12 protein-coding genes are annotated in these 16,324 nt (G+C 35.1%); 8 read left to right on the top strand and 4 right to left on the bottom strand.

Annotated features, from left to right (window positions below):
• From HBB17_RS03095 to HBB17_RS03085, 3 genes are all read left to right on the top strand, one after another.
• On the top strand, positions 1–1,989 hold the full coding sequence (locus tag HBB17_RS03095; RefSeq protein ID WP_167955657.1) for an ATP-binding protein: 1,989 nt from the start codon (positions 1–3) through the stop codon (positions 1,987–1,989).
• A gap of 261 nt (positions 1,990–2,250) precedes the next feature.
• The gene (locus HBB17_RS03090; RefSeq protein WP_167955655.1) at positions 2,251–2,418 is read left to right on the top strand and encodes a hypothetical protein; all 168 of its coding nucleotides are present in this window, start codon (positions 2,251–2,253) and stop codon (positions 2,416–2,418) included.
• Complete coding sequence (locus HBB17_RS03085) at positions 2,415–4,859, top strand: PBP1A family penicillin-binding protein (protein WP_167955653.1); 2,445 nt, start codon at positions 2,415–2,417, stop codon at positions 4,857–4,859. Before HBB17_RS03090 ends, HBB17_RS03085 begins: the two co-directional genes overlap by 4 nt.
• A gap of 93 nt (positions 4,860–4,952) precedes the next feature.
• Here HBB17_RS03085 and HBB17_RS03080 read toward each other — a convergent pair whose 3' ends face one another.
• The 4 genes from HBB17_RS03080 to murC all read right to left on the bottom strand — a co-directional run bounded on the left by HBB17_RS03080 (position 4,953) and on the right by murC (position 10,024).
• Positions 4,953–6,122, bottom strand: a complete 1,170-nt coding sequence (locus HBB17_RS03080; RefSeq protein WP_167955651.1) for a ribose-phosphate pyrophosphokinase — start codon at positions 6,120–6,122, stop codon at positions 4,953–4,955.
• A 105-nt stretch (positions 6,123–6,227) separates the two neighbouring features.
• Positions 6,228–7,220 (bottom strand): ATP-binding protein, encoded by a 993-nt coding sequence (locus tag HBB17_RS03075; RefSeq protein WP_167955649.1) that lies wholly within the window; start codon positions 7,218–7,220, stop codon positions 6,228–6,230.
• 14 nt (positions 7,221–7,234) lie between these two features.
• The gene (locus tag HBB17_RS03070; protein ID WP_167955647.1) at positions 7,235–8,341 is read right to left on the bottom strand and encodes a DnaD domain protein; all 1,107 of its coding nucleotides are present in this window, start codon (positions 8,339–8,341) and stop codon (positions 7,235–7,237) included.
• A gap of 291 nt (positions 8,342–8,632) precedes the next feature.
• A complete protein-coding gene (gene murC, locus HBB17_RS03065; protein WP_167955646.1) occupies positions 8,633–10,024 on the bottom strand; it encodes a UDP-N-acetylmuramate--L-alanine ligase in 1,392 nt (463 codons plus the stop codon).
• A 324-nt stretch (positions 10,025–10,348) separates the two neighbouring features.
• Here murC and HBB17_RS03060 point away from each other — a divergent pair, with 324 nt between their 5' ends.
• The 5 genes from HBB17_RS03060 to HBB17_RS03040 all read left to right on the top strand — a co-directional run bounded on the left by HBB17_RS03060 (position 10,349) and on the right by HBB17_RS03040 (position 16,314).
• Positions 10,349–11,620, top strand: coding sequence for a glucose-1-phosphate adenylyltransferase (locus tag HBB17_RS03060; protein WP_167955645.1), 1,272 nt, complete (start codon positions 10,349–10,351; stop codon positions 11,618–11,620).
• Positions 11,620–12,741, top strand: a complete 1,122-nt coding sequence (gene glgD / locus HBB17_RS03055) for a glucose-1-phosphate adenylyltransferase subunit GlgD (protein ID WP_167955644.1) — start codon at positions 11,620–11,622, stop codon at positions 12,739–12,741. Before HBB17_RS03060 ends, glgD begins: the two co-directional genes overlap by 1 nt.
• 108 nt (positions 12,742–12,849) lie before the next feature.
• Positions 12,850–13,131, top strand: coding sequence for a septation regulator SpoVG (gene spoVG / locus HBB17_RS03050; protein WP_167955643.1), 282 nt, complete (start codon positions 12,850–12,852; stop codon positions 13,129–13,131).
• Positions 13,132–13,637: 506 nt separating this feature from the next.
• Positions 13,638–15,263 (top strand): Na/Pi cotransporter family protein, encoded by a 1,626-nt coding sequence (locus tag HBB17_RS03045; protein ID WP_167955720.1) that lies wholly within the window; start codon positions 13,638–13,640, stop codon positions 15,261–15,263.
• 913 nt (positions 15,264–16,176) lie between these two features.
• Positions 16,177–16,314 (top strand): hypothetical protein, encoded by a 138-nt coding sequence (locus HBB17_RS03040; RefSeq protein WP_167955289.1) that lies wholly within the window; start codon positions 16,177–16,179, stop codon positions 16,312–16,314.
• The last annotated feature ends 10 nt before the right edge of the window (positions 16,315–16,324 follow it).

Raw genomic sequence — 16,324 nt, 5'->3', positions numbered from 1 at the left:
ATGATGATTAACTCATTGACATTAAAACATTTTGGAAAATTCCAAGACAAAAAGATGGAACTTCAGAATGGCATCAATCTCTTATATGGAGATAATGAAGCAGGAAAGAGTACCATTCATACCTTTATTCGAGGAATGTTGTTTGGAATCGAAAAGCAGCGAGGGAGAACAAGTTTTGATTCCTATACGAAATACCGTCCATGGGACACACCGACATTATATGACGGTGAAATGGAAGTTGAAGTAGATGGTGAGACCTATGTGATCAAACGTAATTTTTATAAGGAAGAAAAATCCCTTCAGATTATTCACAAGGAAACAGGCAGGGAAATACCTTACAAAGAGCAACGAGGAAGCTGTTTTATTGAGGGGGTAACAGAAAGTAATTATGTAAATACCGTATTAATGGGACAGCAGCAGGCAGCTACAGGCAAAGAATTAGCCTATCGCGTGAATAATTACATCACGAATATGTCCACCACACAAAACAGCGAAGTGAATGTAAATCAAGCGATCCAAGAATTGCAAGGCAAAAGAAAAGAGATTGAATCTAGACAAACGAATCAACAATTGAAAGAATTGCAATTGGAGTTGCAGCAGATTCAGTCTACGGATTTTATGCTAAAAGAATTGGAACGACAGATTATAAGCTTAGATCAAAAAGAGAAGGAACTGGATAAGAGTTTAGTAGAATGTAAGATTGAACCTAACTATCTTAAGAAAATACAAGTACTAGAGTCGTTTGTTAAGGATTATGATCTGATTATGGAAAAATACAATAATCGAATGGATTGTCAGTCCTATCAGAACCAGATTGAACAACAGATCAAGTTGTTGGATGATACAGAGATGATGGATAACAGTCCACCGATCATGGAGAAGCAAGAAAAACGGACCGTCAATAAGAAGACGATGATTACAAGTGTTATTCTAGCAGTTCTTAGTTTCGCTCTTTGTATACTGATTCCACTTGATTTAGTGGAAGATACCGTAGCATATGCAGGTGCGATATTGATGGTCATTGGCATTATTCTAATACAAATATGGTCCAGAATAGGAAATAGAAAAAAGAACGACGCGGGATTTATAAAAGGGCAGGAGATTTCGCCGCATACACCAATGCCCCCTCAGAAACAACAATACGAACAGAAGCAGCAGTCTGAACAAAAAAAACAGCAGTTACTTTTAGAGTATGAAACAACAAGAAAGAGACTTCAAGGTCGTATCCAACAGTTGGATCAGGAAATTCTTCAATATGGAAACAAAGTGATGGCTATGGAAATGGTAGATGTGAATAGTATGGAAAATCTACGAGGAGAGATCCAAGGCATAGCCAAACAGGTCGATCAACAAAAACAGCGAATTTCCATGAAGCAGATACAGGAGAGAGAAATTAGACAGCAGAAGGAAACCTTGCATGTGAAGGAAGAAAAACTGAGATGGGAATTTGCTAAATTAGAAGAAAATGTTGCGGACTATGGAAAAAAAAGAGCATTACGGGATGAACTGTTGGAAAAACGTGATAAAGAAGAGAAACAATTAAAGGCACTAGAAATCAGTATACAAACCATTCAAGAATTGTCAGCACGCATACATGATGATTTCGGTGAAAGACTTAACCAGATCATATCGGAAACAGCAACAGCATTTACAGGCGGAAGCTGTTATGATGTACGGGTGGATGAAAAGCTGAATATGAAGATTGTGAAAGGCAGTGATTATGTACCAATGGAGTATGTGAGTACAGGTACACTGGAACAATTATATCTAGCAATACGAATGGTCGCTGCGGATCTTTTACTCAAGGATAAACAGATGCCAATCATATTAGATGATGCATTTGTCTACTATGACGAGGGGCGTCTGGAGGAAACTCTTCAGAGACTTGCTAAGGAATCCCAGAGGCAGATTCTGTTGTTTACTTGTCATAACAGAGAACATGAGATTCTAGAACGCTGCCAGATTCCATATACCTATATTGAAGTATAGCGAATATTAGGGATAAGAAGTCCATTAACAATGCTTGTTTATATGCTTGTTTTTCAATAGAAATTGAGTTAAGAGCATATATAGGTATGTGAAAGCAAAAGCAAGATTAATGAAAGAAAGCAACAATAGAAGAGGAATAGAGATTAAGAGAGAAAGGAATATGCTTCAAAATCATTATGAGGCAGTATCGTAGGAATTACGATCGATATGGTATTATTATGAATAATGATAGTAACAGAAATAGGGGAAGTATGAACTCTAGTGTTCAAAGAACTAGACAACAATCAGGTAGTGGAAGATCTTATATGTCAACCACAGGAAAGTCAACAACAAGTAGATCAACCACAGGTAGAACCACGGGAAGGACAACAAGTGGGACGACTAATCGAACAACCAATAGCAGAACCACAAATCCTTCATCAAACATGAGAGCAGCTTCGGAAAGTCGAACTTCCGCAGGAAGTAATACTGGCAATGGACAAAGTAATCAATCCAACGCTAAGAAACCACAGAAATCAAAGAAACAGCTGAAGCGGGAAAAAGCTATTCGCTTTAAGAAACAACACCCGGTACGGTATCACTTAAAATTAGGTCTGAAGATCATGTTTCTTGTTATGTTAATCGTAGCACTAGTCCTGATACTTCTTTTCTATAACAAGTACGGAAAGAAGATTCTTCGTATGCAGGCAGAAGCGAAAAAGTTTGTAAGTGAGTCTACCCTAGATACATTCCGAGCCAGCGAAACGAGTTTGGTATATGATGTCGAAGGTGATGTCATATCGGAATTAAAAGGGGAAAAAGATGTGTATTATCTGGACTATCAGGATATACCACAGGAGGTAATCGATGCATTTATCACCATTGAGGACAAAAACTTCTTAAAACATAAAGGGGTTGACTTAAAGGCAAATCTACGTGCAGTATTAGTACTTATTAAGAATCGAGGCAAGATTAAGCAAGGTGCGAGTACCATAACACAGCAGCTAAGTCGTAATATATTCTTGACACATACAGTAAGTTGGGATCGTAAGATTGAGGAGATATTTATAGCAACAGAATTAGAGAAAAAGTATGAAAAATGGCAGATTCTTGAGTTCTATATTAATAATATCTATTTTGCCAACGGTTATTATGGAATTCAAGCAGCAAGTGAAGGTTATTTTAGCAAAGAAGTAAAAGATCTGACATTATCAGAGATTGCTTTCTTATGTGCAATTCCTAACAATCCAACGGTATTTGATCCGATTGATAATTATGATAACACCATTTCTCGTCGTAATAAGATTATTAAACAGATGTGGGAAGATGGGAAGATATCACAAGAAGAGTATCAGGAAGCGTATGATCAAGAGATTACATTAAAACTTAAGAAAATCAAGAAGAAAGATTATGTTGAGACATATGTGAATTATTGTGCAACACGTGCGATTATGCAGGCAAATGGCTTTGTATTCCGTTATGAGTTTGAATCAGAAGAAGATGAAGAGGATTACAATGAGCGTTACAACAATATGTATAGCGATTGCCAGCAATCCTTATATAGAGAGGGGTATCGAATCTATACATCAATTAATATGGATCAACAGAAGTTGCTGCAGAATTCTGTTGATGAAGCACTTGAAAAATTCACCGAGGTAACAGAAGACGGTGTTTATAAGTTACAAGGTTCGGCAGTATGTATTGATAACCAGACCGGTTATGTTACAGCGATTGTTGGTGGTAGAAAGCAAAAGAGTAATGGTTATACACTAAATCGTGCATTTCAAAGTTACCGACAACCAGGAAGTTCCATCAAGCCATTAATCGTATATACACCTATATTAGAGAATGGACATTATCCAGAAGAAACGGTGGTAGATGAGAAGTTTAAAGATGGACCAAGTAATTCCAATGGAGTATATTCCGGTAAGATAACTTTACGAAAGGCGGTGGAACAATCTAAGAATACAATTGCATGGAAATTGTTTGAAGAGATTACACCGAAAGTAGGGTTACGTTATCTGAAACGTATGAATTTTGCTAAGATCGATAAAAATGATTACTATCCAGCAGCATCACTTGGTGGATTTACCAACGGTGTTAGTGCTGTAGAGATGGCATCTGCATATGCAACGATTGAGAATGATGGAATCTACCGTGAACCAACCTGTATTGTGAAGATTACCGATGCGGAAGGTGCGGTAATCATTAGTGGAGAGCGAAGTGATTATCAGGTATATGATAAAAATGCAGCTCGAATGATGACGAATATTCTTACTGGCGTTGTGAAGTATGGTACAGGAAAAGGCCTTAGTATTCCGAACATGGATACAGCAGGAAAAACGGGAACAACCAATGAGAAGAAAGATGGTTGGTTTGTTGGATATACCCCATATTATACAACAAGTGTATGGGTAGGATATGATATGCCAAAGAAATTAGATGGATTAATGGGTTCCACATATCCGGGGCAGATCTGGTATGATTATATGACGCAGATACACGAAGGATTAGAGAAAGCAACGTTCCCTGCATACAAGGATACATCACCAAAGAAAGAAGAAGGGGAAGCCCAGATTGATAATTCAGAGGTAGAGGATGAGATTATAGATGATCAAGGTGGTATGGTTGAAGAGGAAGAGACAGATACTCAACACCAGACGCCAGATGATTCAGATGTAATTCACGGCGGAGAGCAGGATACTACACCAGAAGATGATTCTGGTAATACGGATATTCCAGAGGAAGATGACGGAGTCGTAGATGATGGTGGAGAAGAACCATTACCGGATGAGGAAGACGATGGATTGGTACCAGACGATGGTGATAATCCGGTTGATGAACCGGAAGAGGATACTGGTAATACAGAGAATGGGGGACAAGTGCCGTAAAAGACTAGATAACTGTGAGCCGTGTGTTTTCAATATATAAAAGTAAAAAAGAAGGTTGCAACAGCAACCTTCTTTTTTACTTTTATGGAATACTTATTTTTTGTATTTGTTTATTATACTTTGAATACGTTCTGTTGGACTTAGTAATTCGCTGATTGATGCATCATGATTAAGAGTATCAATCAATAAAGCAATATATTTACTCATATCCGCGCTGATATAGTATTCTTTTGTTAATAATTCAGCTGGCTGATAAACTAAGTTTGTTGTGATTACACGGTAGATCAATCCTTGTTCGTAAGCTTCATCGAACTTATCGAATCCATTTGTAAATAATCCGAATGTAGCAGCAACAAAGATTCTTCCGGCTTTTCTTCTCTTTAACTCGGCAGCTACATCAAGCATACTTTCTCCTGATGAGATCATGTCATCAATGATTACGACATCTTTTCCTTCTACATCAGTTCCTAGGAATTCATGTGCCACAATTGGATTACGACCATTCACGATTGTTGTATAGTCGCGACGTTTATAGAACATACCCATATCTACACCTAATACATTGGCAAAGTAAACGGCACGTCCCATTGCACCTTCATCAGGGCTGATGATCATCATATCTTTTGCATTTACCTTTAAGTCAGGAACATTCTTTAATAAAGCTTTGATGAACTGGTACGTAGGTTTGATTGTTTCAAAACTCTTTAGTGGAATTGAATTTTGAACACGAGGGTCATGTGCATCAAATGTAATGATACTTTCTACACCCATATTTGTTAATTCCTGAAGTGCAAGTGCACAGTCTAGGGATTCTCTTGAACTACGTTTATGTTGTCTTCCTTCATATAAGAATGGCATGATAACGGTAATTCGACGAGCCTTACCACCAACGGCTGCTATAATACGTTTAAGATCCTGGTAATGATCATCTGGTGACATGTGATTCTCATGTCCACTCATCGTATAAGTAAGACTATGATTACATACATCAACTAATAAGTAAAGGTCTGTACCACGTACAGATTCGTTGATGGATCCTTTGGCTTCACCTGATCCAAAACGTGGGCAAGAAGCGTTGATCAAGTAGGAATCTCTTTGATATCCAGCAAAAGCGATTGTTGTTTTGTGTTCGCTTTCTCGTTCCTTTCTCCACTTTACAATGTAGTCATTTACTTTTTGACCTAAAGACTGACTGCTTTCTAAAGCGATAATTCCCAATGTTCCTACAGGTATTGTTTCAAATAATTTTTCTTGTTGTGGCATTACTTCGTCCTCCATAAAATGTAAACGGTTGTATACACGTGTCATAAAATGTCCATTAAATTTATACCATTATGTTACACGCAAGTCAAGGCGTAACAGTAAAAATTAGTTGGAAAATGCTTTCTTGATTCGTATATCATCTCCAACAATTTTAAGTAATTTGTAATTACTAGCAATTCGAGAAAAGATACGTTCGCTATAGTTTGTATTAAGATTATCCCAGGATAGATTGGTTGAGATAATCGTAGAGTTTTTACGGAGGTGGCGTTCATTGATACAAAGATATAATTGCGATGTAACAAAGCTATTATTTAATTCTGTACCAAGGTCATCAATAATCAACAGATCACAATCAAGAATATAGGCAAATTGTTCGTTTGCTTCTTCTTTTTCTTGATCTTTATTGAACTTATTCTTTTCTAATATATCAAATAATTGAAATGCAGTGAGATAAATCACGGTGTGGGAACGGTCTAATAGTTCTTTCGCAATACAATTTGCAAGGAAGGTCTTCCCTACACCTGCATTTCCATATAGAAGCAAGTTTGCGTACGTCGTATCAAAGGAATCAATATACTCCATACAACTGGCTACCACTTTACGAATATTTGCGAGGGGAGTCAAACCAGTTGTTTCTTCTACATAAGAATCCGGATAGAAATCGTAACGAAACGATGAAAAATTCTCTTGTTGCATAATACCTTTTATATTCGATTGTGAATAGAGCAAGTCGACGATGGCCTGCTTAAAACAATGACATTTTTCTTTTCCAATATATCCAGTATCCTTGCAGTCCTTGCATTGAAAGGAAGGTGTCAGATACGTGGAAGAATATCCGTTTTCCGTTAGAATCTCAATTTTTCTCATGGATAAATCCATGTTACGGTCTGCTAGTGTTGTTAGCGCTTGGTCATCTCCCATTAAAGATAGTTTAGCACTTTGTATGGAATTTGATACAATCTGGTCATCAATTTCTTTCATCTCAGGAAAAAGATTGTAGATTTCTTTGATTCGTTCTTCTAATTGATGCCGATTATCTAATTGACGTTTATCATACTCCCTTATGATCTTGTTATATTGAAAATTCTTTAGTTGCATAGATTCCCTCCTTTTTATTGCTTATTCAATAAACGTTGTTCAAGAGAGGAATAATCCGTAGCTGTGTATGTCCTCTGAGGAAATGCGTTGAATTTGTTCGTTGGTTGTTTTGGCATTGAACTTGTCTTAGGGGTAGCTGTATTCTTGGCATGTTCTAAGTCAAGTTTTTCGATATCACTCAAGTGATGAACTCCTTTCTTAGACCAACTTTCTAAGATTTTATCTGCGTATTTAAAATCTGGTTTTTTAGTAGACAAGATTGTCCGGTTACAAGCTTCAACAATAATATCGATACTAAATGCATAAGTACGAATCCATTTGGTGATGTACTTTTGTTCGATTGCACCAGGCATACGATTTAATCCAAAAGCTTTGGATACGGCATTAAAGTTCGCATTGTAGGCAATAGCAGTAGCTTCTGCTTTTTCTACTGTATCAATTCCTTCTTCTGCCCATCGTAAAGCAACCGCTTCAATATAGGAAGAATTCTTCTTGTTCTTTGAAACACAGTATTCATATAGATACATGATTAATTCTACAGAAAAGCCGACGTTCTCATATAAGAAGAGAATGAGTTGAATATCCGTTGGCTTTAGTAACCGTTCTAGATAAATTTCAATAATATTCATAAGCCATTTGATCTCATCGCTCTTTGTTAATGCTTCGATTTGTGAAGGAGAATACGTAGGCTTTTCAAAAGTTGCAGTTTTTGAATCGTTCTCTGCTAACAAAGTAGAACCTATTTCTACATCTGATTCATTCACGCTTGTTACGTCTTCATCAGAAGAAGCAGCAATTTCATCAAGTGCAGTTTGATCTAGCAAAGCCAGATCGTTTAAGGTAATACCAATAATCGTATCTTTTCGATCTTTCTCTAAGGAAAGAACCCCTGTCTTGTCCCAATAATTTAGAGCACGAATGATATCTTTTTCTGTAACTTCCAGACAATCTGCAATAACAGCAACAGAAACAATCTTATCAGCACTTGATAAGAGACGAAGAAGATAAAGATATACCTTTACAAACGAGCCGTTTGCTTTTGGCATATATTCATCGATAAAGATATTTGAGATTATTGTTACATCATTCATATGATTAGTATGTAACGTAATAGGTTTCATACGGACATATCCTTTCTGCTAACTTGCGATTTACGTGCGGTTTCTTGCTTTGTTACCCAATGTTTTAACATTATAGCATAATCAGGTCATAATGCAAATAGGGGATTTTGGATGGGAATGTTTTTGGAATGTGGATAGAAATTGTGGATATTGTGGATAACATATGGCGGTGAAAAAAGAAAATAGGACAGGTACCGAGAAACAGGATACCCCTGCAAGAAAAAAATAAAAAAATAATCCACAATCTTATCCGAAAAAAATTGTTGATAAGATTGTGGATTATGTGGATAACTATTTACCTAATAGGGATTCTCCAATAGAAACAACGTCTCCAGCACCCATAGTTATCAACAAATCACCGTTAGTACAATTTTGTAATAAAAAGTTTTCAATTTCATCAAAAGCAGGGAAATAGTAAACTTCCTTACCAAGTTTTTGGAGCTCAGCTTGCAGATCGCGGGCAGAAATCTCTCCTGTGTTGACTTCACGTGCTGCATAGATATCTGTTAAAACAATTTTATCAGCTAAAGTAAGTGCTTCTGCAAACTCTTTTAAGAAAGCTTTTGTACGTGTATAGGTGTGTGGTTGGAAAACACACCAAGTAGATTTATGTGGATAACGTTTTGCTGCTTCAAGTGTTGCCTTGATTTCTGTTGGATGATGGGCATAATCATCAATGATAGTAATGCCAGCAACTTCACCCTTGTATTCAAATCGTCTTTCTGTACCATGAAAGATGGTAAGTCCTTTCTTAATGGCTTCCATAGGAATATTTTGTTCAATAGATAAACCAATAACAGGTAAGGAGTTTGATACATTGTGAATTCCTACAACCCCTAATGTGATATGGTCTACGAATGAACCATTATGAAGTAAATCATATTCGCCATAGCCATCTTCATTAAACGTAATGTTCGTTGCACTATACGTATATGCAGTTGGATTTCCATTATCAATACCATAGGTTACAACTTTGCAGGCAAGATCTTTGGTAATCTCTTCATAATTTTCGATTTCTCCATTAATGAATAATACACCATCATCAGGAAGTCTCTTAGCAAATAAATGGAAAGAATGTCGGATATCATTAATATCTTTGAAAAAGTCAAGATGATCTTCTTCAATGTTCAGGATAATACTATATTTTGGATTGAATTTTAGAAAACTATTGGTGTATTCGCAAGCTTCAATAAGGAAGTTCTCTGAATTACCGATTCGGATATTTCCGTGGATTGCTTTGAGTATACCGCCAACAGAAATTGTTGGGTCGAGGTTGCCTTCCAGAAAGATTTGGGAAAGCATAGATGTAGTAGTTGTTTTGCCGTGAGTACCTGAAATAGCAATCGCATTCTGATAGTTTAACATAACCTGACCAACCATTTCTGCACGGTCCATTCGAGGAATGTTATGTTGTAATACAGCCTGCATTTCCGGATTATCTTCGTGAATTGCAGCGGTATATACAACTAAATCTATATCAGGAGTAATATTTGAAGCTTTTTGACCATATAATATAGTAATGCCTTTTGCTTCTAGGTGCTCTGTTATTTTGCTCTTTTTTGAATCGGAACCACTGATAGTAAAACCTGCTGTATGTAACAGTTCAGCAAAACCACTCATACTGATTCCACCAATGCCTATAAAATGAATGTGGATTGGTTCGTTAAAATTAATTTTATACATGGAACGACACTTCCTATTCTAAATTAGTATATGATAATATATTGTTATTATAACCATTTCTATGAAAAAAACAAATAGAAAATGAGGTATGGTAAATATATCTATACATATTTTATCTTTATTCATTATACCATGATATGGAATGGCTCGGAAAAATTATGAAAATATGCTAAGGAGAAGGCAAATATTACAATGAATTGGAGTAGTGAAAAAAATGGGTTAGTAGATTAGTTACAAAAAAATAAATTTTATATGGAAAAATTTGTTCACATTTAAAAGAATTCATGGTATAATTATAATTATAAAACAACAAGAGGTGATTACGTGATTAGAAAAGAAATGATAGCAATGTTACTTGCTGGGGGACAAGGTTCAAGACTGGGAGTATTAACATCAAAAGTTGCGAAGCCTGCTGTTGCGTTTGGAGGGAAATATCGTATTATTGATTTCCCGCTAAGTAATTGTATTAATTCTGGAGTTGATACCGTTGGTGTACTAACACAATATCAACCTCTACGTCTTAATACACATATTGGGATAGGAATTCCATGGGATTTAGATAGGAATATTGGTGGTGTATCCATTTTACCTCCTTATGAAAAGAGTAATAGTAGTGAATGGTATACGGGAACTGCGAATGCAATATATCAAAACCTTGAATATATGGAGTATTATAATCCGGAATATGTATTAATCCTTGGCGGAGATCATATTTACAAAATGGATTATGAAGTAATGTTAGAGTATCACAAGTCAAATAATGCAGATGTAACAATCGCAACAATTCCAGTGCCAATGGAAGAAGCAAGCCGATTTGGAGTAGTAATCACTGATGAACATGGGCAAATTAAAGACTTTCAAGAGAAACCAAAAGTGCCAAGAAGTAATTTAGCTTCTATGGGAATCTACATATTTAGTTGGAAGATTCTAAAGAATGCATTGATTCAATTATCAGACCAAAAGGGCTGTGACTTTGGTAAACATATTATTCCATACTGTCATGAGAATGGAAACCGCATCTTTGCATATGAGTATAACGGATATTGGAAAGATGTAGGTACTTTGGGCGCCTATTGGGAAGCGAATATGGAATTAATTGATTTAATACCTGAATTCAATCTGTATGAGGAATTCTGGAAGATCTATACAAAGAGTGAGATTATTCCACCACAATACATTGCAAGCCAAGCAAAGGTTGACAAGGCAATTATTGGAGAAGGTGCAGAAATATATGGAGAGGTTTATAATTCTGTCATTGGTTCTGGCGTTTATATAGGAGAAGGTACCGTAGTAAGAGATTCAATCATTATGACCTCCTCCCGAATAGAGAATAATTGCAAGATTAACAAAGCAATCATTGCCGAGAATGTTGATATTGGAAATAATGTTGAACTTGGTATTGGTGATGAAGTACCTAATGTTGTAGAACCTAATATCTATGCTTTTGGTTTAGTGACAATCGGTGAGAATTCGTATATACCTGACAATGTTAAAGTTGGTAAGAATACCGCTATTTCAGGAGCAACGGTACCAGAGGATTATCCGGATGGTTATTTACCAAGTGGAGAGACTTTAATTAAGGCAGGTGATCTATAATGAGAGCAATAGGAATTGTATTAGCGGGTGGTAATAGTAACAGAATGAAGGAATTGTCAAACAAGCGTGCAATAGCAGCAATGCCTGTTGCAGGTGGATATCGAAGCATTGATTTTGCTTTGAGTAATATGTCAAATTCCCATATACAAAAAGTAGCAGTATTTACACAATATAATGCTAAATCATTGAATGAACACTTGAATTCCTCTAAATGGTGGGATTTTGGTAGAAAACAAGGAGGATTGTTCGTATTCAATCCAACAATTACAGTTGATAATAGTTTCTGGTTCCGTGGAACGGCAGATGCGATGTATCAGAACTTAAGCTTCTTAAAGAATAGCCATGAGCCATATGTCATCATTGCTTCTGGTGATGGAGTTTATAAGTTAGATTATAATAAAGTCTTAGAATATCATATTGCTAAGAAAGCAGACATAACAGTTGTTTGCAAAAAACTCGATGAAAACGAAGATGCCAGTCGATTTGGAGTTATTAAGACTAACGAAGACGGTAGAATTGAGGAATTTGAAGAAAAACCAATTGTAACTACGGAAAATACCGTATCAGCAGGGGTTTATGTAATTAGAAGACGACAATTAATTGAATTGATTGAAAAATCAGCATTAGAGGAACGTCATGATTTTGTAAAGGATATACTAATCCGATACAAAAACTTGAAGAAAATCTATGCGTATAATTTGGAAAGTTACTGGAGCAATATTGCGACAGTAGAGTCTTATTATAAGACAAATATGGACTTCCTTAACAAAGAGATCAGAGACTATTTCTTTAAGGAGTATCCAGGTGTATATAGTAAAATTGATGATCTGCCACCAGCCAAATACAATAAAGGTGCATATGTTGCAAACAGCTTAGTCTCTAGTGGTTGTATTATTAATGGTGTTGTAGAAAATTCTGTTCTATTTAAGAAGGTGTATATAGGAAATAATTGTGTTATTAAGAACTCAATTATTTTGAATGATGTTCATATTGGGGACAATACTTACATTGAAAACTGTATCGTTGAGAGTCGAGATACCATTCGTTCGAATACAAGACATGTTGGTGAAAATGGAGATATTAAGATTGTCATTGAGAAAAATGAACGATATGTATTATAGCAATTTATAATTATGTCGCAGAGAGAATCTTTAAGATTCTCTTCATAAATATAGCGAGAATATGACCTAAAAATTGACTTAAGTTCAAACCAAAGGGGGTTTACTCAAATGCAGATTACAGACGTTCGAGTAAGAAAAGTAAGTAAAGAAGGCAAAATGAAAGCAGTTGTATCAATCACATTGGATAACGAGTTTGTCGTACATGACATCAAAGTTATAGAAGGTGAGAAAGGACTGTTTATCGCAATGCCTAGTCGCAGAGCAGGTGATGGAGAATACAGAGATATTGCACATCCGATTAATTCAGAAACAAGAGATCGTATTCAAAAGATCATTCTTGAAAAGTATGAAATTGCAATATTAGAAACTGATACTGTTGACGAAGAATAATAAAGAGACTATCATTTCGCAGTTATGCTGAGATGATAGTTTTTTTTGTAATAGGAAAGTCTTCCGACGTTCCTATTAAAAAAACCTCCGAGAGAAGCACACTCGCACATTAGGTAGATGTTAGCTGAAGGTGACTGTGCTTGTGCGAAGAACAAAGTGTATTTTGAAATTGTTATTAACGTGAAAGTGTACGAAGTACATTTTTTTCTTTGCAGTTTTTTAAATGAAATGAATTTGCCTCTAAACAGTTGATTTCTTTAAGTCTACAAAGAGGTTGAATTAAAAGAATACATGAAGAATTGATGAAGAATTTTCTTAACGGAATATTAGCATAAAGAATAGAAAACCTGATGTATAATAATAATGGCAGTTTATGTTTTTACTCTACAAAAGATATGACTGCTTAACAAAAAAGGAAGAGTACTGGTGTGTGTGAGGAACCTTACACACGGCGATTTGTGCTTTATGCAAAGTCGCCAGACTTATGAAAGGGAATGGATATTAAGATGAATAGTACACAGGTGTTATCGTTGCTAGGTGGTTTGGCATTATTTTTGTTAGGAATGAAAATGATGAGTGACGGACTAGAGAAAGCTGCCGGTAATAAAATGAAGAAGATTCTTGAGAAATTAACCTCCAATCGAATCACAGGAGTAATCGTTGGAGCAGCAATCACAGCAGTTATTCAATCATCGTCTGCTACAACAGTTATGGTTGTTGGATTTGTTAATTCAAGATTGATGACATTAAGACAAGCAATATGGGTTATTATGGGTGCAAATATTGGTACTACCATAACGGGACAATTAATTGCATTGGATGTTGGTGTGATTGCACCAGTTTTTGCGTTTTTAGGTATCGTATTTATTGTGTTTGTTAAGTCTAAGAAACTATATCATATTGGATACATAGTAAGTGGTCTAGGGGTATTGTTTATTGGTATGGAGATGATGAGTGGTAGCATGAGCGGCTTACGTGACTCTCAAATATTTATGGATGCTGTAACAAATCTATCAAATCCTTTTCTAGGAATTGCAATTGGAGCAATATTTACTGCAATTATTCAGTCATCCTCTGCATCTGTTGGAATATTACAAGCACTATCTATGAGTGGAGCAATTTCTTTGCATAATTCTGTCTATGTATTATTTGGACAAAATATTGGAACCTGTATTACAGCAGTTTTAGCATCTATTGGGACGACACGTAATGCAAAACGAACAACAATTATTCACTTAATGTTTAATATTATAGGAACAGTAGTATTTACTACGATCTGTATGTTGGTACCATTTACGGATTGGGTCGTAAGTTTGACACCAAATAATTCTGCAGCACAGATTGCAAATGTGCATACAATATTTAATATCGTAACAACATTACTTCTTTTACCAGTGGGGACAAAACTTGAGGCTATTGCTAAGAAGATTCTTCCGGAACGAGAAGATGAAACACAAGATGAGATGAGTTTACAATTTATTTCGCCAGCTACAGTAGTTAACCACAAATTAGGTAGTGTTAGCGTTGCAGTTTCACAGATTCATAATGAAGTAAACAGAATGTATAAGTTGGCGGTAGAGAACGTTGATCTTTCATTTGAACAAGTTTTACATTATGATGAAAAAGCAATAGATAAGATTAATATGAATGAAGAGTACATCGATTTCCTTAATGCTGAAATTTCAAAATACATTTCTAGCATTATGTCAATGGAAATGTCAGAAAAAGATGGTACGGAAATTAGTATGTATTTTAGTATAATTAGTAATATAGAAAGAATAAGTGATCATGCTGTAAATATTTCCGGCTATTCACAACTACTTCAAGAGAAAAACTCGATGCTTGATGAAACCGTTATTATGGAAGTAAAAGATATGAAGAGAGTTACATTAGCAGGATTAAATAATGTTAATTTATTTGAAACACATATTATAGAAGAAAAATTTCATGAAGTACAGAAAGCGGAAGAACGAATTGATGAAATGGCTGTTATTTATAGAGAAAATCAATTATGTCGATTGCGTAAGAATGAATCAAAGGGTGATATTAGTGTAATCTATTCTGAAATGATCACTGATTTTGAAAGAATTGGAGATCATATCTTAAATATTGCTGAATATATGAGCGCTTAAATAATGGCTAGACAGGCACGAACATGAGAAGAATTATGTTTGTGCCTGTTTAATTTGCCTGTATTAGATAATAGCTGTGAAGCTAGATGTTTTTATAATGAAATAATACTTGTAATCTTATATACTCTTATTTCGATATAAAGTCTGTAAAGTAATATATTCTTATAATGATATAAAGTCTGTGAAGTAATATATTCTTAAAATGATATAATGACTGTGAGGTAATATAATTTTAAAATAATATAATGACTATGAGGTAATGTGCTTTATAAAGTTATAATATCTGTGAGGTAATATATTCTTATAATGATATAATGTCTATGGAGTTAGATATTATGTCATTATAGGAATATATATCTGAATTAGATGATAAACAACTTTAACAGAGCTAGTATCATTTTAGAATCATATTGAAATATAAAGAGATACTATGTTTAATAAATCTGAGCAATGAATACAATGGAATAATATAACATGATTATATAGTGAAAATATACTTTACATTTATAATAAAAGCTGTTATAGTAATACAAGTTGATTACGAAATGTTTGAATAGTATAAACATTTCGAAAAAAACAAAAAACTTGTTGACATATCAGAGTACATGTTGTATAATTTAAAAAGTTGTTTGTGAGAGCATATTTCGATGTATTAGTATCATGGTTCAAGTCTAAGAAAGATAAGGAAACATTTACTGAAAAAACGAGAAATGAATATATTTCTTAAAAAAATGCTTGACAAACAAACAGCAACATGATAAACTAGATAAGCTGTCGCAAACGAATGAAACAAATCGAAAGCGGTCGGCAAGAATGTTAGTAAGAGACAAGTTCTCGAACCTAACATGGAACATTGAAAACTGAACAGTGAAACAACCTTGAAAATTCCAGTGTTCACAAGTCATTGACTTAGATGAACACGAAAAGATTTTCGGTTCTTATAAAGAACAAACCGTATCGGAAGTTAGAGATAACGGAAGATACACCCAAATGTCGAAAGACAAACGGAAACAATAAGCCAGTTTGGTTAGTTGATTCTGAAAAAGATTAAACAAATTGTT

Source organism: Anaerosporobacter faecicola (assembly GCF_012070565.1).
GTDB classification, from domain to species: Bacteria; Bacillota; Clostridia; order Lachnospirales; family Lachnospiraceae; genus Anaerosporobacter; species Anaerosporobacter faecicola.
The sequence above is the reverse complement of the archived record's forward strand: the minus strand, read 5'-3'. Positions and strand labels throughout refer to the sequence as shown.

Coding starts and splice junctions, on each gene's coding strand:
- HBB17_RS03085 (WP_167955653.1), top strand. CDS start 2,415: ATGAGAGCAGCTTCGGAAAGTCGAACTTCCGCAGGAAGTAATACTGGC.
- HBB17_RS03075 (WP_167955649.1), bottom strand. CDS start 7,220: ATGCAACTAAAGAATTTTCAATATAACAAGATCATAAGGGAGTATGAT.
- spoVG (WP_167955643.1), top strand. CDS start 12,850: ATGCAGATTACAGACGTTCGAGTAAGAAAAGTAAGTAAAGAAGGCAAA.
- HBB17_RS03095 (WP_167955657.1), top strand. CDS start 1: ATGATGATTAACTCATTGACATTAAAACATTTTGGAAAATTCCAAGAC.
- HBB17_RS03045 (WP_167955720.1), top strand. CDS start 13,638: ATGAATAGTACACAGGTGTTATCGTTGCTAGGTGGTTTGGCATTATTT.
- glgD (WP_167955644.1), top strand. CDS start 11,620: ATGAGAGCAATAGGAATTGTATTAGCGGGTGGTAATAGTAACAGAATG.
- HBB17_RS03070 (WP_167955647.1), bottom strand. CDS start 8,341: ATGAAACCTATTACGTTACATACTAATCATATGAATGATGTAACAATA.
- HBB17_RS03080 (WP_167955651.1), bottom strand. CDS start 6,122: ATGCCACAACAAGAAAAATTATTTGAAACAATACCTGTAGGAACATTG.
- murC (WP_167955646.1), bottom strand. CDS start 10,024: ATGTATAAAATTAATTTTAACGAACCAATCCACATTCATTTTATAGGC.
- HBB17_RS03040 (WP_167955289.1), top strand. CDS start 16,177: ATGAACACGAAAAGATTTTCGGTTCTTATAAAGAACAAACCGTATCGG.